Origin of the sequence: Thermacetogenium phaeum DSM 12270 (assembly GCF_000305935.1) — a bacterium.
In the GTDB taxonomy this organism is placed as follows: Bacteria; Bacillota; DSM-12270; order Thermacetogeniales; family Thermacetogeniaceae; genus Thermacetogenium; species Thermacetogenium phaeum.
The window spans coordinates 348,197-367,790 of record NC_018870.1 but is presented as its reverse complement, the minus strand read 5'-3'; the positions used below and the strand labels follow the sequence as shown (position 1 = coordinate 367,790).

17 protein-coding genes and 1 pseudogene are annotated in these 19,594 nt (G+C 51.3%); 2 read left to right on the top strand and 16 right to left on the bottom strand.

The window, feature by feature from the left end:
• Positions 1-2: 2 nt before the first annotated feature.
• The gene (locus tag TPH_RS15310; protein WP_015049523.1) at positions 3-161 is read left to right on the top strand and encodes a hypothetical protein; all 159 of its coding nucleotides are present in this window, start codon (positions 3-5) and stop codon (positions 159-161) included.
• 249 nt (positions 162-410) lie between these two features.
• Here the strand turns inward: TPH_RS15310 and TPH_RS01820 are convergent, their stop codons facing one another.
• The 7 genes from TPH_RS01820 to TPH_RS01790 form a co-directional block, all read right to left on the bottom strand.
• Positions 411-1,010 carry a class I SAM-dependent methyltransferase gene (locus tag TPH_RS01820; protein ID WP_015049522.1) on the bottom strand — a complete coding sequence of 200 codons (600 nt, stop codon included), beginning with the start codon at positions 1,008-1,010 and terminating at the stop codon, positions 411-413.
• A 25-nt stretch (positions 1,011-1,035) separates the two neighbouring features.
• Positions 1,036-1,959, bottom strand: a complete 924-nt coding sequence (locus TPH_RS01815) for an ABC transporter ATP-binding protein (protein ID WP_015049521.1) — start codon at positions 1,957-1,959, stop codon at positions 1,036-1,038.
• A complete protein-coding gene (locus TPH_RS01810) occupies positions 1,904-2,902 on the bottom strand; it encodes an ABC transporter ATP-binding protein (RefSeq protein WP_015049520.1) in 999 nt (332 codons plus the stop codon). The genes TPH_RS01815 and TPH_RS01810 overlap by 56 nt, the downstream gene beginning before the upstream one ends.
• A gap of 13 nt (positions 2,903-2,915) precedes the next feature.
• Positions 2,916-3,788: a nickel transporter permease gene (gene nikC, locus TPH_RS01805; protein WP_015049519.1), complete on the bottom strand. Its 873-nt coding sequence runs from the start codon at positions 3,786-3,788 to the stop codon at positions 2,916-2,918.
• A gap of 2 nt (positions 3,789-3,790) precedes the next feature.
• On the bottom strand, positions 3,791-4,789 hold the full coding sequence (nikB, locus tag TPH_RS01800; RefSeq protein WP_015049518.1) for a nickel ABC transporter permease: 999 nt from the start codon (positions 4,787-4,789) through the stop codon (positions 3,791-3,793).
• Positions 4,790-4,842: 53 nt separating this feature from the next.
• Entirely contained in the window at positions 4,843-6,396 is a 1,554-nt protein-coding gene (locus TPH_RS01795; protein WP_015049517.1) for an ABC transporter substrate-binding protein, read from the bottom strand.
• 166 nt (positions 6,397-6,562) lie between these two features.
• Positions 6,563-7,450, bottom strand: coding sequence for a Rossmann-like domain-containing protein (locus TPH_RS01790; RefSeq protein WP_015049516.1), 888 nt, complete (start codon positions 7,448-7,450; stop codon positions 6,563-6,565).
• 710 nt (positions 7,451-8,160) lie between these two features.
• Here TPH_RS01790 and TPH_RS14595 point away from each other — a divergent pair.
• Positions 8,161-8,347: pseudogene (locus tag TPH_RS14595) on the top strand (transposase); the annotation flags it as partial.
• A gap of 38 nt (positions 8,348-8,385) precedes the next feature.
• Here the strand turns inward: TPH_RS14595 and TPH_RS01780 are convergent.
• The 9 genes from TPH_RS01780 to TPH_RS01740 form a co-directional block, all read right to left on the bottom strand.
• Positions 8,386-9,120 (bottom strand): ABC transporter permease, encoded by a 735-nt coding sequence (locus TPH_RS01780; RefSeq protein ID WP_015049515.1) that lies wholly within the window; start codon positions 9,118-9,120, stop codon positions 8,386-8,388.
• A complete protein-coding gene (locus TPH_RS01775; RefSeq protein ID WP_015049514.1) occupies positions 9,120-9,959 on the bottom strand; it encodes an ABC transporter ATP-binding protein in 840 nt (279 codons plus the stop codon). Before TPH_RS01775 ends, TPH_RS01780 begins: the two co-directional genes overlap by 1 nt.
• Before the next feature lie 91 nt (positions 9,960-10,050).
• Entirely contained in the window at positions 10,051-10,584 is a 534-nt protein-coding gene (gene cobO, locus TPH_RS01770; protein WP_015049513.1) for a cob(I)yrinic acid a,c-diamide adenosyltransferase, read from the bottom strand.
• A 70-nt stretch (positions 10,585-10,654) separates the two neighbouring features.
• The gene (locus TPH_RS01765) at positions 10,655-11,764 is read right to left on the bottom strand and encodes an adenosylcobinamide amidohydrolase (RefSeq protein ID WP_015049512.1); all 1,110 of its coding nucleotides are present in this window, start codon (positions 11,762-11,764) and stop codon (positions 10,655-10,657) included.
• Between the two features lie 31 nt (positions 11,765-11,795).
• Complete coding sequence (locus TPH_RS01760; protein ID WP_015049511.1) at positions 11,796-12,566, bottom strand: carbon-nitrogen hydrolase family protein; 771 nt, start codon at positions 12,564-12,566, stop codon at positions 11,796-11,798.
• Entirely contained in the window at positions 12,563-13,627 is a 1,065-nt protein-coding gene (locus TPH_RS01755; RefSeq protein ID WP_015049510.1) for a radical SAM/SPASM domain-containing protein, read from the bottom strand. Before TPH_RS01755 ends, TPH_RS01760 begins: the two co-directional genes overlap by 4 nt.
• On the bottom strand, positions 13,614-17,330 hold the full coding sequence (gene cobN / locus TPH_RS01750; protein WP_015049509.1) for a cobaltochelatase subunit CobN: 3,717 nt from the start codon (positions 17,328-17,330) through the stop codon (positions 13,614-13,616). The genes TPH_RS01755 and cobN overlap by 14 nt, the downstream gene beginning before the upstream one ends.
• A 25-nt stretch (positions 17,331-17,355) precedes the next feature.
• Positions 17,356-18,555 carry an ABC transporter ATP-binding protein gene (locus TPH_RS01745; protein ID WP_015049508.1) on the bottom strand — a complete coding sequence of 400 codons (1,200 nt, stop codon included), beginning with the start codon at positions 18,553-18,555 and terminating at the stop codon, positions 17,356-17,358.
• Positions 18,552-19,586 carry a FecCD family ABC transporter permease gene (locus TPH_RS01740; protein WP_408033284.1) on the bottom strand — a complete coding sequence of 345 codons (1,035 nt, stop codon included), beginning with the start codon at positions 19,584-19,586 and terminating at the stop codon, positions 18,552-18,554. Before TPH_RS01740 ends, TPH_RS01745 begins: the two co-directional genes overlap by 4 nt.
• Positions 19,587-19,594: the final 8 nt, after the last annotated feature.

Below are 19,594 nucleotides of genomic sequence, written 5' to 3'. Positions count from 1 at the left end.
CGATGGACGGCTACACACCCGATGCCTCCTCAGCCGTTCACCTCTGCAGAGGGCTCCTGCAGCTGCGGAACAGAGCCGCAGGCGGGAGGGAGAAGAAAAAGCTCGTCAGCATCACCGGCCGCCTGAAACAGAGAAAAGATTCTCCCGACCCGGACTCCTGAATCCGATAAGGACGAATTACCACTACCTCCGGGAAGTATTTCCCAGACACCGGGACGGCGACGGCAAACGCCTCCCGGTTTTTTATTCTAAAGACGAGCCTTCTTTGATTGTTACTCTCAACTCACAACCACTTGAGCCCGAACGCTTTATTCCCCTGCGCTGGGCTGAGACATTTTATTCTGCCTCTTCCTTTTTGCTTAAACGTGTGCTTGATGTTGCCGGGGCGGAAAACGATCCCTTTATTGGGCTTAATCTTTAACACCCATTACCACGTATTTTTCATCATCATCAACTACAATTTCCACCTTTAATCCGGCGCAACGCATATATTCGGAAACCTCACTTCCGCTCGGCAGTGCATCAGAAGATACAGGTTTATCTAAAGAAGCATGCATTTTGTTTATTTTTTCCCTGCTTTCCGAATGGCAAATTATGAGTTTGCCCTCAGGTTTTAAAAATGAAGCCATTTTTTTAACCACCTGTTTTTTATCAAAAAAATGAGGAAAAACGGAATAACATATAACAAAATCGAATATTTTTTTAAAATCGCATTCCATGATATCCTGACATACAAAAGAAACATTTGGAAAATCCTTTTCGGGAAACTTTTCGCGGGCTTTTTCCAACATTTTTTCCGCGAAATCAAGTCCTACTATATTTCCTGATTTGCCTATTTTATCAATTATATAAGGAACCAATACCCCGGTTCCGCATCCAACATCCAAAATCGAAGCTCCTTGAAAAATATTTACCAAATTAATAATTTCCTGCAGTTTATCATGATCGTGCTTTACTCTTTGATCCCATTCAAAAGCAAGGTTATTGAAAAATTCTCTATGAGTTAACATCAATCGCTATACCTCCTTTCACCTTTTACAAATGCCAGCAGGCCGCAAAATGATTCTTTTCAACTTCCTTTAAGTCTGGTTTTTTCTTGCAGACGCTGTTTGCTTCTAAGCAGAACGGATAAAACTTGCAGCCAGACAAGTGTCTAGCAGCCTTGAAATCTGTTACCTTGGTAAACTCGGATACATTATTTGCAGGAGCATAAAAGGCACTTACTAGCGTCAATGTGTAAGGATGTCGCGGGTTTTCGCAAACTTTTTCTACAGGTCCTATTTCAACAATGCTTCCAGCATACATGACAGCAACCCAATCGCTCATCCACCGGACTACCTCAAGGTCATGGGAAATAAACAGATAGGAGATGTTAAACTTTTTCTGAATCTCCTTGAAAAGGTTAAGCATCTGCGCCTGAACAGAAACATCCAGCATCGAGGTGGGTTCATCGGCCACGATAAATTCCGGCTGGAGAGACAATATGCGGGCCAAAACGACCCTTTGAATTTGTCCCCCGCTCAGTTCGTGGGGATAGCGGTCCAAGTGCTCCTTATGGAGACCTACCAGTTCAATTAGTTCCTCGGCTTTCTTTTTTTCTTCCCTGCGGTTATTCACAAGGCGGTGGATGCGCATCGGCTCTACCAGGCTATCGTATATCTTCATCCTGGGGTTTAATGCTGATTCCGGATGCTGGAAAATTATCTGCATTTTTCTGCGAACTTTTTTTAGCTCTGCTGCCCTTGCTTCCGTAATCTCCTGACCATGGAAAAAGATTCTTCCACCTGAAGGTGGAATCAGCCCCAGGACGACCCTGGCGAGAGTAGACTTACCACAGCCGCTTTCACCCACCAGCCCGAGAGTCTCTCCGGACGAAATTGTAAAAGATACGCCATCAACGGCATTAACCAGCCTCTTTCTGAAGACCCCTGTGACAAAAACTTTCCTGAGATTCTCCACCCTGATCAACAAACATGCACCTCACCAGACACCCATTTGTTTTGATTAAAGGCGGCCGCTTTTCTGCACATACCTCTCTTGCTCCGGCACAGCGTGGGTGAAACTTACACCCGGCAGGTAGATTTACCAAGCTCGGGCTGGAACCCGGGATAGGCTTCAACCCATTGTCAGGTAGCGAAGCCAGCAGACCCCTCGTATAAGGATGCCCTGGATGCTTTAGCACCCGTTCCGCCGGTCCGTGTTCTACGATCTCCCCGGCATACATTACTGCTATTTCGTCACAAAGGCTGGCTGCTACTTTTAAGTCGTGCGTGATCAACAGCATCGCCGCTCCTGTCTCTTTTGTCAGACGGCGCAAAACTTCCACTACCTGAATCCGGATTATGGCATCCAGGCCTTTTGTCGGCTCATCAGCAATAAGCAGAGAAGGCTTCCCAGCCATACCAATGGCAGCTAGAACTCTTTGCTTCATCCCGCCACTGAGCTGGTGTGGATATTCTTTTACTTTGTTATCAGGTTCCGGTAGATTGAGGAATCGCAGCAGTTCCAGGGTTGCTCCTTCTGCCTTTTCTCGTGTCAGTTTTCGGTGTAGTTGCAGGGCTTCGGTAATCTGGACGCCGATCTTTAAAACCGGGTTAAGTGAAGTAGAGGGACTCTGAGGTATTAAGGCTATTTCTTTACCCCTCAACCGGCGCATTTGTTCTTCGCCCAATTGCAGGATATCTTGCCCCTTGTAATAAATCTTTCCCTCAATGCTGACATTGGGTGGCAAAAGCCTTAAGATGGAAAGGCCGAGCACTGATTTGCCGCAGCCTGTTTCACCAATTAAGCCAACTGTTCTTCCTTCGGCGATGTCCAAGTTTATGTCATCAGCAACTTTCACTAATCCTTCTTCTGTGTGAAAGACTGTCCTCAAGTTCCGAATACTGAGCAGGCGGTTCACAAACTCTTCCCTCCTATTCGATTTTCTTTTCCTTCAATCTAGGGTCAAGGAGATCCCGCAGACCGTCTCCCAGGAAATTAAAGGCCATCACCGTGATCATTATGGCCAGACCGGGGAATACGGTCAGGTGGGGAGCGGTGCGCATAAATGCTTTGCCGCTGTTCAGCATTGCTCCCCAATCCGGGGTAGGCGGCTGCACCCCTAACCCCAGAAAGCTCAAACCGGCAGCAGCCAGTATCACGTAACCAACACCTAACGTGGCCATCACAATAACCGGCGCACTCACGTTCGGCAAAACATACCTGAGCAAGATATAGAGGTCTTTGGCGCCAATGGCTTTTGCCGATTCAACGAATTCCTTTTCCTTTACCGCAAGGACAGCACCCCGGACTACGCGCGCGTAACCCATCCAGCCGACCGCTGCCAGGGCAAGCATAACGTTAAACAAACCAGGCCCCAAAAGACCGGCAATTGCCAGGGCAAGCACCAGACCGGGAAAGGCCAGCAAAATATCTACCAGCCGCATGATTATTTCATCCACCAGCCTGCCGTAGTACCCGGCTAACAGGCCCAAGGTTACACCAATGGAAGCGGTGATCGCAGTTACCGTGACCCCGATCTGCAGTGAAATTCTTGTTCCAAAGATAATCCTGCTAAAAACACACCGGCCCAGGTCATCGGTCCCAAACGGATACTCCCCACATGGAGGAAGCAGGGCTTTTTCTAGATTCTGCTCATAAGGGTGGTGGGGAGCCAGAACAGGAGCAAAAACAGCCACAAACACCAGAAACAAGATGATCACCAGACCAGTTGCCGCTGTTTTGTTTCTGCTAAACCGGGCTAATGAGTAGATACGCGGCTGGGCTTTTACCACGACTCCGTTCACGGCTACCCCTCCTTTTCATACCTGATCTTGGGATCCAGGTAAACATAAGAAATATCTACCAGCAGATTGATTATTACAAAGACCACCGCGAAAAATAACACGCAACCCTGAATTAAGGCGAAATCGCGCGCAAAGATGGAATCCACCAAAAGTTTTCCGATGCCTGGCCAAGCAAAGATAGTTTCGACAATTACGGTTCCCTCGAGCAAGTGGCCAAACTGTAGACCAATAACGGTGATCACAGGAATAAAGGCATTTTTAAGGGCATGTCTGGCAATAATGCTCTTTTCACTCAAACCCTTGGCTCTGGCAGTAGTAATGTAATCCTGTTTTAGAACCTCAAGCATGCTCGATCTTATTAGCCTGGTAGTAATGGCAGCCATCCCACTTCCTAAAGTTAAGGCGGGCAGAACTATGTGCTTTAAACCCCCGTAACCGCAAACCGGAAACAGGCCAAGGTATACCGAAAACAGGAGGATAAGAAGGAGACCAAGCCAAAAATTGGGCATGCAAACTCCTATTAATGCCCCCGTCATACTCAAATAGTCAGACAAAGAATATGGCTTTACCGCGGAAACAATTCCAACTGGTATGGCAATAAGCAAAGAGACGATCATCGCCGCCAGGGCTAGTTTTAACGTCGCTGGAAAGCGAGTTAAGATCTCTTCCAGCACCGGTTCCCCGGTGATCAGAGAACGCCCAAAATCGCCTCTGACCACGTGGCTCAGCCATCTGGCGTATTGGACGTAAACAGGAGCATCTAGTCCTTCCGCCTTCCTTATCTGCTCAATGTCTTCCTGGGTCAAATTTTCCATTCCATACCTGGCGATGGCGATCATTTCCGCAGGGTCCCCCGGCGCCAGGTGCATAATGGAAAAAGTCAGTATGGTTACGCCCAGCACAACAACAATCGTTAACAGCTGGCGCCTGGCAATGTATTTGAGCACGAAAAACCTCCCCCGATTCCTCGTAACATCTAACACGGCTTTAGCGATAGCCAACCTCAACCCCCTTCATCGCGGAAGGGGGTTGAGGCATAGAGGCACACAAACACTTACTTAGCAGCAAGGTAAACACCTTTCAGCTCTAGCCAGGGATCTTCAGCCGTGATTTGAAAGCCTTGGACATTTTCTCTAACAGCCACAACCTTTTCCTCATGAACTATGTAGAATGCAGGGAGTTCTTCTAATACCATCCTTTGGATTCGCTCGTAAATCTGTTGCTTCTTTACCTCATCGACAGTGCTTTCACCCTGTTCCACAAGCCTGTCGTATTCCCCGTTCTGATAATGGCTTTTATAGTTCTTTGAATGGTGGATCTTAACATGGTGCGGGTATGGCCCCCAAACGTAGAAACCGGTCCGCAAAATTACACCAAAATTCCCCTCGTCTTCCAGTCGCGTGAGGGCCCCACTTTCTAATTGCTTTATCTCAACAGCAAACCCAACCCTGGCAAGCTGGTCCTGGATGGCCTCAGCTTCCTTAATCTGCCTAGCACTCCATGATGGAGAGACCAGCAAATCTATTTTTAGCGGCTTTCCTCCTTTTTCAACAATCCCATCCCCATTAGTATCACGGTAACCTGCAGCGGCTAAAAAACTTTTGGCTTTCTCTAAATCCGGGCTGTAAAGAGGAAGATCAGGAGCAGAATAAAGCATTACCGGTGAATAAGGGCGTCCTTTGGCTGCTACGCCAACCCCGTCAAGAATGTTCTTGACAATACTCTCAGTATCTACCGCATAAGCAACAGCTTTTCGTACATTGACATCGTTAAATGGCTCACGTTTGCAGTTAAAGTGGAGAAAGTCGGTAAAGGTTGTTAGCTTCCGGTATACTTTTATGTCAGGGTCTTTCTCCAGGTTTTTGACCTCTGACTCCGGAACCTTGATGAGCATGTCTACATCTCCGGAATTAAGGGCAAGCACTTGGGTAGAAGCATCGGGGATAATCTTAAATATCACCTTTTCCAGTTTCGGTTTTTCTCCCCAGTAATCATCATTCCTTTCCAAAACGATTTCCTGTGCCTCAATATGTTTGGATAATTTAAAAGGGCCTGTTCCTATGGGTTTAATAAAATTCCCCTGGGAGTCAATGCTGGTGGGGCTTACGATGGGCCAGGCAACATGTGTCAAATACGTCGGAAGCGGAATGGATTTTTTGCAGATGAATTTCACCGTATAGTCATCTACCACTTCTATATCTTCGAACTCTAGTGTTTTGACTTTGGTAACATATGCTCTTTCACCATAGGAATATTTTACCGCTTCCGCAGTAAAGGGTGTCCCATCATGAAACTTCACACCTTTTCTCAAGTGGAAGATCCACACCTTGCCGTTATCCTGAGGCTCCCACGATTCGGCCAAGCCAGGTATCATGTTAAGGTCTTCATCTAACCGCACCAGGGTTTCGTAAATCTGCGACCAAACGAACCTGCCATCGCCATCGGGAAACTGGGTGATGTCCCAAGTGTTGACATCCGTGGCTATAGCAACTTTGAGAACCTGTTGCGACTCTGTAAGCTTTTTTTCGGAAACCGTCGTTTTATCCCCACAACCTGCTAACAAAACAACAGCCATTAAACAAGATAGAAACGCCAAAAGCCTTTTCATGAACTTCCCTCCTTTTAAATCGGCATCTTACGGTATTGGCCTATCTCCCATTGAACCACTATCTCGACATATAAATCATCCGCCAATTATCCCTCATAAATCGGCCCCCTTTCCTTGCTCTAAGCGAAGTAGACTCCGAATCCCCCAACAGGAGTAGTAACAGTCCCTATGTCCTTGATCTCCTGATCAGCAATTGTTTTACGTCTCTCATGAAGTACCAATTACCTCTACTTAGCACAAAGCGCCTCCGGAAATCGGGCGTATTGGGAAAGATCATTGGCAAAGAAACATCTACTCCCCTTTCAAAGAGGACTTTAGGATAAAAAGCTGAAGTAGGGCCATAAATTATCCTTGTTCTAGCATTCTTCGAAAACTCGAGAATTTCGTCTATTGTCCCATTTACCACCGTCTCGCCAGTTATATAAACGACATCAGCCCTGCTTAAAATCTCCTTACTCTTGTCAGCGGGGAATATCTTTACGTTAGATTTCTCCCTGACACCGAGTTCTATCACGGATAACTCTTTTAAGTCCATAAGTTCAGTCACGAGCACTTCCTTCGCAATATCCGCACATAATGGGGTTACCGTCATATGAAAACCAACCATCGCTACTATGTCCGACGGTTGCACGAATTTTGAAGGATCAAAGAGGGGCAAATTTGGAGCGATAAAGGTTTCAGCATCGTATCCCTCTTTCTTGAGTAAACCTACATCGCTCATCAATTTGTAGGAGAGAGCTGAGGCTATCGAAGTTCTCAACGAATTAATAAACACACTGTCCCCAAAGCTTTCCAATCTGTCAACAACTTCGTAAGTGTTCAAGTTGAGTAAGTCCTTTATAAACGAGACATCATCTGGAATTTCTTCCCTCTCCGCTTCATTATTTGCGCACCCACACCCGATCGTCCCATCGTCATATTTGATATAGCTTAACGTCCACGGGCCAACCCTGGTTATAACGACACTATATAGTGTCCCCCTTATACCCAGATTCCTTAGTTCTCTTATCGTCTCTCTTACCATGTCCAACCTTCGCAACTCTTCCTCAGGCACGGCAACACCCCCTCTCAACATTAACACCCCAATAATGCAAAACAAAAAGCTAGCCAGTTAACCCTGAACGTAACCTCGAGAAACCAGAAGTTTACCAGTTAATGTTAACAGCAGAAACGGTGCCGATCATATTAGCCGTCCTTCGCCTCGGTAGTGTCGAGTTCCGGTCGTTTGCCGCTGGGATCAGAATCAACACTGCTGTCCTTGAAACCACCTCCAGTTCGCCAGCACACAAATAAAAGCCACGAAGGATCTGCCCCGTTTCGACAAGGCAACAGACCTTCGTGGCCTGAATATTGTAATAAGTAGTAACCTTAACTAAATTAACCCAGTTTCCTTTTGAACAGCTTCATGCTGTTATCTAAAACACTAATTCAACACAGGATAAAAAACTCCTGCTTCCTGTTACAAGTAGCGCCGCCCGATAACCGGCCGCTAGCACACAGCAGGGATGACCATAATCTGCTTCAGGACCTGCTCCACCAGCCGGGCCAAGCCGTCGGAGATCAAAGCAGCCGACAGTCAAACCGGCCGTTGGACACTTTCCAGCGGCCGGTTTCGTTGTGGCAGCAGCCTTTCCCCCTGAAAACGCAGATCGGCATCAGTACCTATAAATTCGCTGTGGGAACCCCCCACAGCCTTTTTTTGCTTGGGGATACCTGTCCTAAACGCATGAAGGATCAACTTCATGTTCATGGTCACTTACGGTCTTTGATGACGCCACAGCGGTGCTCGTACTGCCTGAGCGCTATCGCAAACGGCTGCGCACTGCTAAACAGCATTGAGCGCAAGAACGAAGAAATTCATCGCAGAGAACGAGTTATCCGCATCTTTCCCAACCATGCTTCTGCTGAAAGGTTAATCGGTGCTCTGTTAATGGAACAGGATGAAATTTGAAGCACCACAGTTGAACTGTTGGGTTATATTTTATACTCTTATTCTGTTTTTTTGCAATGAACGACACCAATCGCTAAGATAATTAGAAAATACAGTAACAATATTACAATGTGGAGAATCATGTCTCCAATATTTCCGCCACTGTTCCTTAACCCCAAACTGGTATGTGTCAGCGGCAACAACCAGATGAAGACCTTTAAGACATGAGGAATCTTGTCCAGAGGGAAAAAGGTGCCGCATAAGAAGGCCATGGGAGTGATAATAAAGCTCGTGAATTTGGCCATATCGGCATGCGATTTGATGAATATCCCCGCAGTAAAACCGATGGCCGAAAAGGCCAGACAGTTCAGGATCATAACCAGCAAAAAATAGCCGTTAAGATGGACTCTCACTCCAAAAACGAATGCCAGGATGATTATTAAGAAACCGGAATAAATCCCTCTTAGAGCTCCGGCTGTAATTTTCCCAGCGGCGTAAACCAACATACTGATAGGAGCCACCATAAATTCTTCAAAGGTTTTCTCGTATAACCTTGATATGTTAATGGCATTTCCAACAGCGCTAAAACTGGCAGTCATCGTCGTCAAGGCAATAATCCCAGGGATCACAAAGCTGATATAATCACTGCCATCGATGCGCATACCCCCTCCCAGCCCCCAGCCGAAAGCAATTAAATAGAGGGTGGGAGCGATCATGTTACTGATGGTAATATTCCAGAAATTACGTTTGAACAGAACATACTCCTGCCACAGGATGCATGTGAAGCCCGCCATCAGTCCCCAACCCTTCTGTTTGTGAATTTTATAAACACGTCTTCCAGGTTGGAGGAACGAATCTTAACACTCCCATGCAATTTGGAGGCAAAAACCACGGCATCATCTCTTGTTTCGAAAAACTCTCTCTTGGTTTCTCCATCCTCAAAAAACTCCACCACAAACTTCCCTACCTTTTCAATTAATTTATCGGGAGAGCCCAATTCAACGAGTTTTCCTTTGTCCATCAGCCCCACCCGATGGCATAAAATTTCGGCCTCTTCGATATAGTGGGTCGTCAGCAGCACGGTTAGCCCGTTGCTGCTCAAGCTCTTCAGCAGATCCCAGATCTTTCTTCTCACCGCCGGATCGAGGCCGACCGTCGGTTCATCGAGCAGCAACAGTTCGGGCCTGTGCATCAGGGCCCTGGCGATCATCAACTTCCGTTTCATCCCACCGGAAAAGGTTTTTACCAGGTCGCCGGCCCGGTCGGACAGCTCGGTAAATTCCAGCAGCTCGACAATCCTTTTTCTCCGTATTGCTTTCGGCATATTATAGAGGCGTCCGTGCATCTCGAGGTTCTCCCAGGCTGTCATTTCACTTTCCAAATTGTTATGCTGGGGGACAACCCCGATCTTAAGCTTGACCGAAGTCAGGTTCCTGTCCGGAGACTGGCCGTCGATACTGATCGATCCGGAAGTCATCGGCGTCAGGGTGCTGATCATGCGGACTGTGGTCGTTTTTCCAGCCCCATTGGGCCCCAACAGGCCAAAGAACTCCCCCTTGCCGATCTCCAGATTCAGATGATCTACTGCAGTAATATCTCCATACTTTTTAACGAGATCTTTGATAACCAGCAAATCGTCTTCCCTCCGGTTTTCACAGATTTAGCAGAACCTGAGAGCCCTCAACAGTTGAGCACGTGGTTTTTCCACATGCCGGGCGCGGATGCTAAAACTCTATGCCCTTTTGAGCCTTGATCCCATTTTTAAGAGGGTGTTTAACCTCTCTCATTTCGGTAACCAGGTCGGCCCGTTCGATGACCTCCGGGCTGGCATCCCGTCCGGTCAAGACCAGGTGCAATGAGGGAGGTTTCTGATCCAGTAATCCCAACACCGCATCCAGAGGCACGAGCCCGTAACTAATTGCGTAATTAATCTCATCCAGGATGACCAGATCCCATTTTTCTGATGAGATTTCCGTTCCGGCCGCCTGCAAGGCTGCTTCGGCAGCTCTCCGGTGCTCTGCCACCGCATCATCATTCGGGCCCTTAATAAAGCCTTCGCCCATCTGGCGTATCTCAAAATCCGGCCCCAGTCTGGCAATAGTTTTCAGTTCGCCATAAATCCGGTTGCCTTTGATGAACTGGATCACCAAAACCTTGAGCCCCTGCCCCCATGCGCGCATCCCCATCCCCAGAGCCGCAGTTGTTTTCCCTTTGCCGTTTCCGGTATGAACTATAATTAAACCCTTTCTTTCTGACATAAAATCACCCTTTCATCTTCCACACTTCTCCGCTCCTTAAAAACCGTTTTTCAGAACAATGACCGGTCTTTCAATGCTCAATCCTTTGCTCAACATTGAGATTCATTCTCACAATCTTAACCAGCATATCCGCCCATGCCTGAAGGCAATCCTGAAGCTCCGGGCCGCCTATCACTGTCCCGGGAACGCCGAACTTGCCGGCAACCAGCAACAACAATTCATTACCTGCCTGAACGGCTTCCTCCCCTGATAAAAGTTCCCAGATGAGTTGGTCCAGCAAGTGAACGTACAAAGAGGTGTAGGTCACAAGTCGCGGATCCCGATCTATCCGGTGCAGGCAGTCCAGAAATCGTTGCCGCTCAATCTCTCCGCTCCCGTCCTTCGCATATTCCTGCCACAGCGTTTCTTCGTTAACTCCGAAGCGCTTCAGGCGCCGCAGAACGCTGTGCTGCATCTGCGGCGATAAACCTGTCTGCCTCAAGAGCGCCTCCTTGACGGCAGATTTAACCGAACGGCCGATCAGTTCGCCCAGTTTGGAGTGTTTTCCTGCACTCTGCAAATACAATGCTGAAGCCGGATTGGCAATGATTATGGTCTGGTCCGTTCCCGATCCTGTCGCCAGCCCGTTGGAATAATTGCTGCCGGCCATCAGTTCCTGCAGAGCTGCCGTTTTGGCTTCCGTGCAGGTCACCAGCGCTCTTGCCATGGTCCCCGGGGGCATATCGGCGTCGATTACCAGCATGATGTTGATCGTCCCCGGCTTAGGCAGGATCCCTTTATCAACAGGCTGAAAATAGTCGGCCGGATCTCCCACCCGGCCTCCATTGACTTCCACACCGCCGGTGACGATCGCCGTTACCGTCAGGTCTTTATGTTTTAATATCTTGATAGCCGCGTTTTCCATCTGGGCGGCTGTTCCCATACCGGTAACCGTCTCCGGATCAAATCCCAGTTCCTTTGCCTCCAGCCGCATATGCTCCTCATAGGTTGGGGCACGCAGTGAACAGCAGGTATCGTTTCCTGTACTGCAATCATAATTGAAGACTGCCGTCAGGTCTTCGCGGTAGCCTCCATTTAATACTGAAGTGCTGAGAACCTTGCGCGGCTGCTTGAAACTGACCACGATCCTTTTTTCATACCGATAGACGGTATCACCGGTTGATAAGGTACAGAGTAACATCTCTCCTTCTCCCCTTTCACTAGGCAAAAAATCAGTCTACAGCAACCACTTTAAACCGGTCCGACAACACACGCTTCCGCTCGCAATCCCAATCGAAGAGCAACACAGCAGGCTGCAAACCGCTGTAGCTGAACAGGGCCTTACCGTCGGCGACCACCACACTCTGTGCCTGGCTGAAATCGATCGCTTCACGGTTTCCCGTCTGGTTGCAGACCCATACGGGCAGGCCGGTGGCCATGGAGCACCTCTCCCAGCAGTCGCCCGGGCCGCATTCCTCTGTTGGCGGCCAAGCTGCCAGCACAACGAGGACTTCTGCTCCCTTATCCCTTAAAACCCGCGCCTTGTCGACAAACCAGGAATCGGCACAGACCATAATCCCGACCTTCATCCCCGGGCAGGATATGGGTTCCAGCTTATCCCCCTCTGTCACCCAGGCCTCTGCCCCTTTTTTGTGGGATCGCGTTTTCCTGTGGCGCCCCAGGACACTCCCATCCGATCCGATCACCAGGCAACTGTTATAACACTTGCCTGTCTCGGCATCCCGTTCCGCGCACCCCAGGAAAAGAGTCAGCCGGTGTCTGATAACCAACTGAATAACGGGACCCAGTGAAGCGTCCGGCTGTACCGGGATCTTCACCTGAGCAGTTTTTTCAGCAAAGAAGTAGCCCTGCAAGGCCATCTCCGGGGTCACAACCCAGTTTGCCCCCTCTCCCGCAGCCAAACCAAGGGCCTGCTGCAGCATGGGCAGGTTGGCGTCCTGCGGCCCACCGCTCAAATCCAAATGCAACAACGCCACTTTCATGATTCTATCTTCTCCCCCCGTTGTTGTTGAAACCACCGGATACACACCCGTTTCAGAGCACATTCCGCCTCATACGCTCTGCCGACGCAACCGGAGCCGTACCAGCGGGCAAAACAGCCTCCACCACACAGGGAAAAAGCAGGGCATTCCCGGCAAAAGGCCATGCTATCCCAGATCAGTGCTGCAACAGCCTGTTGCCTCTTGACGTCAATACCACCCCAGACGTCTCCCAGCCGGAAGTCCTCGTCTCCGACCAATGAGGAACAGGCATAAATCCGACCCTCGGCATCCACAAAGGCCGCCTCTCCGTTCATTGCGTGGCAGTGCCCAAAACCTGAAGCCGTTCCCCGCGCAAGGATTTCCACCCGTTCCAGTTGCGAAATCAGCAGGGCTCTTCCGGTAAAACGGGCGAGCCGCTCTGCCGTCCGAAGGGCTTCCAACATGCCCTCTGCCACTGCCTCGGCCGGCGGGGGTGTCAGCATTTTACCCCGCCCCTGGCGGCGCAGCAGATCAAAGCCGATTCTCCGGACGTTCCCCAGATAGTAGGCCATCTCCACCGCACCGGCCAACTGGCTGACGTTCTCATTGGCAATGACACAGGTTATGCCGATTTCCATCCCCTCTGCAGCCAGATGTTCGGCACCGCGCAGTATCTGAAGGCTGGCCCCCTTTCCATCCGGCAGACGACGCAAACGGTCATTGATCCCCGGCCTGCCGTCCAGACTGATGCCGACACCCACCCGCGCCGCCCGCAGGAAGGACACCCTTTCCCTGTCCAGCAGGGAGGCATTTGTCTGCACCTGCATAATAGCGGGAATCCGCCGCTTTTGCACGTAGCGGACGATCCCCTGCATCACCTCAAAGTTGAGGAGAGGCTCGCCGCCGCTAAACTGTAGGTGAAAAGGCTTACCCCCAGCTGCCGCCAGTTCGACCGCCCGAATGGCAGTATCGAGGCTCATCATCCCATGGGGGTGTTCCTCGGCATAACAGTAGCGGCATGCAAAGTTGCACCACCCCGTCAGGCTCATTACCAGCATCTTCAACGGTTTACCGCTGCTCATCGCTGCGCTCTTCCAGTTCCCCCTCGATGGCGAGATAGAGAGCCTGCAACTCCCCTTTGGTCTGTTCGTCAGCATGCCACAGGTCGCGCTGCGAGGCCTCCAGCAGGGTTTCCAAGATCCGCTGCAGCGCCCAGGGGTTTACTTCCCTCATCCATTTTTGCATATCCTTATCAAAGGCATATTTTTCGGCAAATTTTTGATACATCCAGTCTTCCAGCACATCACTGGTTGCGTCCCATTGATAACTATGCGCTACGTAATTGGCCAGATCGGCCGCTCCCTTATACCCGTGCTGTTTCATTCCTTCTATAAATCTGGGATTGATGGCTTCGCCGCGGAATAATCGTTTGATTTCTTCCTGCACGCTGCGCGTGATCACCTTTTGCCGGTCCGAGCTGTCGCCGCAGTACGAACGCGGGGCCTGTCCTTTTAAACTGCGAACCGCGGCAATCATGCCGCCGTGATAGGCGTTGTAGTCATCCGAGTTCAACATGCTGATTTCCCGGTTGTCTTCATTCTGAATGGTCACATCGAGACTGGCCATACGGTGGCTGAAGAGCTCCGGCAAGAAGACCCCCCTCGCTTTGGCGCCATAGGCATGACCGCCCCAGCGCACATAGACGCTGGCCAGATCATCGATGGTCTCCCAGTTTTTCGCCTCCAGGAGATCGCTTATCCCTGCGCCGTAGGTCCCCGGGGGATCGCCGAAAATGCGATAGCTCGCCTGCACCCAGGCCTGATCGCTCTCAATTCCCTCTTGCTTCAGCTTCTGCACATCTTGCAGCACATGTTTGCGCACATAATTGATTTCCGGGCTTTCATTCAAATTCGCCACAAGTTCGACTGCTTTCTCCATCAAGTTAATGCACATCGGCATGCTGTCGCGGAACAGGCCGCTGATCCGGGCCGTCACATCAATGCGGGGGCGTTTCAGTTCCTCTATGGGAATAACATCCAGGTCCACCACCCGCTGGCTGCCGCGCTGCCATACCGGACGCACCCCCAGAAGGTACAAGAATTCGGCGATGCACTGGCCATGGCTGCGCTCGTTGCTGGTAGCCCAGATCACAATACCAATGTTTTCAGGATAGCGTCCTTCTTCGGCAAGATAGCGCTCAATAACTTCGTCCCCCATCTTCTTCCCGATTTCCCAAGCCACAGGCGTCGGCAAGGCGCGGGGATCGACGCCGTAAAAATTGCGCCCTGTCGGCAAGACATCGGCCATGCCGCTGGTGGGAGCACCTGCCGGCCCCGGCTCTACATAGCATCCTTCCAAAGCATCAAGGAGGTTGGTGATCTCCTGCCTGGTCTGCTCCAGATGAGGCACCAGCGTCCGGCAGATGTATCTCCCTACCTGCACCAGCCGGTCCCTTACTCCCTGTTCCGCCTCGACGGCCCAGGGCAGCTGGCAGATCAGCCCCGCCTGTTCCGGATCAAAACCGTGCCCGGCCAGCAGTTCAATAATCTCTCGGCACCTGGCCTGGATCTCTTCGAGCAAGGCACCATAGGTCTTGCTGCCGTCAGGAAGCATCCTGCCGCTCTGCTCCAGCAGCTCATAATATTCAAAACCGTAAACCGCTGCAACTGCCTGCCTCAAAGAGGGTATTTCCCCATTGTCCATATTTGTGAGAGCCAGCAGATACTCCACCAATCCTTCATCCCTGGGTGGGGAGCCCAGAACGTGGAGCCCAACCCGGATCTGCATGTTCTTGATATCGGTTATGTAAGCATGCAGGCGCTGAACATAATCGTCAAAGGGCTCCTCAGGCTGTTCGGCAACATCATCCTGAAGATCGGCCTCCCGCACTTTTTCTCTGATAAGCCTTGCCATCACCTCTGTATTGCCCGGCTGGTTCTGCCGGAAATGAAGATACTCGTCAAGCAATCTTTCCAGTTCGGCCAGCTCATCGTACGTCCCCGCGCTGCCCATCGGCGGAGAGAGATATCCGATCAGGCAGGAGGCACCGCGGCGCTTGGCCTGGATGCCTTCACCGACAACGGTGATCCAGTAGGGGTAGATATTCGGCAGATCTCCGAGGGCCAAGTCAGGGTAACACCTGGGCGACAGCGCCGCACCTTTGCCGGGAAGCCATTCCAAGGAACCGTGCGTGCCGACATGGATAACAGCATCCGCCTGCCAGATGTTGCGGATCCAGTGATAATAGGCCAGATAATGATGTGTTGGAGCGCAATCCGGTGAGTGATAAAGCTTGGATGGATCTTCACCAAAACCGCGCGGCGGCTGCACTGTGATAAAGACGTTACCGTTCAACATCCCGGGCACCAGCAGGTTCCCGTCGTACTGAAACACATTGCCCGGAGGCTTACCCCAGTCACGCACCAGTTGAATTCGGGTTTCCTCCGCTAAAGTGTCGAAGAACTGCCGGTATTGCTCCCCGCTCAGCTTTTCGCCCTGTTGAATCTGCTCTTCTGTAATAAAACGCCGGTCATTGGTGGTATGAGCCACCAGTTCACTCATAAACGACCGGCTGTCATCGGGAATGTGTTCAACATGGTAGCCGCGCTTTACCATCTCGGCCAGCAACAGCCTGACGCTTTCTATCGAATCCAATCCTGCGGCGCTGCCGATATTAGAATTGGTAGGGGGGTAATTATGGAAGATAACGGCGATCTTTTTCTCGCTGTTTGCTTTATGACGCAATCTCGCCCACTTTCCGGCCTTGCGCGCCACCATGTCGATCCGTTCCGCAAGCGGCAGATAGGCTGCGTTGCCATCAGGCAGATACTCCCTCCCGGCCACAGGTACACCGTGGATGATCCCGTCAAGCTCCGGCATGGTTACACTGACGGCAATCTCCATCGGGATCATGCCTTCGCTAGAGTTTTCCCATTCCTCCCGTGAACGCAGTAGCGTATAGGCCTGCAATACCGGCACCTTCAATTGCTTCAGTGATTCCAGATCCGTTGCGCCCGTCGCCGTAAGAGAGAATTTAATCGTGTTGATCAACACATCGATCACCGGCCTGCCCTGTTCATAAAAGTACGCCTGTATCGCTTCAGTCAGCCCAGGCGCCTTCAATTCCGGATCTGCCGCACCCTGGCTGAATACCGCCACGGCGTTCATCCCCTGTCGCTCTATTGCCTCTACCAGGGCGGTCTGATACGCCAGGTCACCATTAATCCACTCGTCGCGATAAAACAGAATCCCTACCGTAGGCCGGTCAGGCCGACAAAACAAGCGCCTGTATTCTCTAAGATCCGTAAAAGCTCGATCAGCTTCGGGGTGGAATATCCCGTTCCATAACATCGGCTGCGGAAGCTGATAATCGCACTTTTCACCGCAAAACCTGCTGCCCAACCATAACCAGAGATTCCGGTAATTTTCCAACCCTCCGTATACCAGGTATTTTTGCAGCGTCTCCCGGTCTTCCGGCGTAATCCCGTAGCGCAAATCCTCCACACCGGGAGCAGCGATCAACATGACATGCGTGATTTTATTGTCTGCTAAAAAATCGGCCGCTTTTTTGAGAAAATCCGTATCAAGGCCGCTGCCCATCCAGGTGAAAATAACGATATCGCTTGCCGCAAACGTCTTTTGCCATTTATCCCCCCAGGGAATGTCGTTCAAAAACACCGTCAGGCCTTCGGCCTTCAACCTCCCTTCCTGGAGCAGGCTGTCCCGCGCCTTTATCATCATCATGTACTGGCGTTCCATGTTGCTCAGGAATACAATGCGTCTCATCCTCATCCTCTCCCATGCCGCACGATTATTTCTCCCGCCTACTCAGTCGCTGCGCCAGAGCACCGATATTAGGGCAATAAAACGGCCTGCTGCCGTCGAGGCCGTACAGCGCCTCGAATTCCTGACGGCTGCGCAGAGAGTAGATGACCTTATCCTGTGCCATCAGCCGCCTGGCGAGCTCGACGTTGCGCCTGTTCAGGGAGCCGATCGGGTAACCGGCATCAACGATATACTCCGCCTGCCGGCCGAGACTGGCCGCCTGATCAACGTTGGACAGGCTGATCTCCTCGAAGGGCTGCTCACCGACCACCGCTCCCCCTAAAGCCCTTCCCACATAATAGTCGATGTCATTTTCATGGATTACCCCTGTGATAATGCTGAACCCATACTTGTTGAGCAGGCGGTAAACAGGGGCACCGCTGCCGGCGCCGGCCAGCACGAAGACCTGCGCTCCCCCACTGTTGCTCATTTCAATTCCACCCAGGCAACTGCTGAAGTGGGCGGATTCTATTCCGTAAACCTCTGCCACCATTTCTTCAGTTAAGATCTCTTCAGGAGGCCCGGAGGCAAGTATTTTACCGTTTTTGACCAGAAGGACTGTCTCGCAGCTCTTAAGGGCAATGTCGATCTCATGCAGGGAGAGGATCACGGTGATCCCTTTTCTCCGGCTGAGCTCCCGCAGTATCTCCATCACCTCCAGGCGGTGTTTCACATCGAGGTAGGTTGTTGGCTCATCGAGAATGATCACCTCCGGCTCCTGCACCAGCGCCCGGGCGATCAGCACTTTCTGCCTTTCTCCATCGCTCAGTTCATTGAAGTATCTCTCCGCCAGGTCCCGGGCACCGACCAGGCACAGGGCTTCCCAGGTTTTCTCTTCATCCTCCCGGGACAGATGCCCGAAGAAGTCGGTATAGGGATACCTGCCCATGGCAACAATTTCAAAAACCGTGATCAGGCCGGGGGACAGGCGTTCTGTCAAAACCACCGCCATCGTCCTGGATAAATCCTTGGGCTCCATATGGTAAAGCAAATTGTCTTTAAGAAATACCGAACCATGCAAAGGGGCCAACAGCCCTGCCAGACAGCGCAGGATGGTCGATTTTCCGGAGCCGTTGGGCCCCAAAAGGCAGATGAACTGCCCCTTTAACGCTTCCAGATTGATGTCGGCAACCACAGTCCTGCCGTCATAGCCTACACTCAATTCCTTTGTCTGCATCACATTCATAGGCTGGTCCTCCTTTTCATCAGCAAAACGATGACGATCGGGGCGCCGATCAAAGAGGAGATGGCACTGATCGGTAGCTCCACAGGAGCAAAGAGAATCCTCGCCAATAGATCGCACAAGTTGGTGATCACCGCTCCCAGCAAAATCGTTGCCGGGATCAGAGCCCTGTTGTCCGATGTTCCGAGGGTCAGCCGGGCGATGTGGGGGGCGGCCAGTCCGATGAAGGCCACCGGCCCGGCGAAGGCCGTCACCAGAGCTGTGAGGGTGCTGGCGATCAACACAAGAACGACCCTCAGCGACTTGATGTTCACTCCCATACTCCTGGCATAGTCCTCCCCCAGCAACAGGGCATTCAGCGGCTTGCAGAGAAGATAGGAGACAGCCAGCAGCGCTCCGCCCGCCACCGCCAAAACACTCACCTGTTCCCACCCGAAGCCTGAAAAACTCCCCATAGTCCAGAGAACAAAGTTGTGAAGGTTCTCCTTCTCCGCAAGAGCCTCCAGGATGGTGGTTCCCGCCCCGCACACGTAGCCGATCATCAAACCGACGACCAGCAAAGTGACCACCTGCTTGACCCTCCCCGATACAGCCACGATCAGGATGACCACCGCCAGGGCGCCGGCGAAGGCCCCCAGGCTCAGCAGATACGGCGGTATCGTTCCCATCTCCAGGACGACCCCTGTCAGCATCAGGATGGCCACTATCAGGGTGGCGCCGGAAGAGACTCCCAGCACATAGGGATCGACAATCGGATTGCGAAAGAAGATCTGCAGCAGCAGGCCGCTGACAGAGAGCGCCGCTCCCCCGAGGATGGCAGCCAGGGTACGGGGCAAGCGGATATCCCATACCACCTTATCGTAGACAGCGTTCTCTCCCTGGCGGAGCAGAACCCGCACCAGATCGTGCAAGGAGATCCGAACCGACCCCAGCACAATGTTTAAAACCGCAAACAGGATCAGCATCGCCACAAACAGAACAAAAAGCAACGGCATCTTGTTCCTCTTGTCAAGACGGAATGCGATCAACAACACCTCCTCCG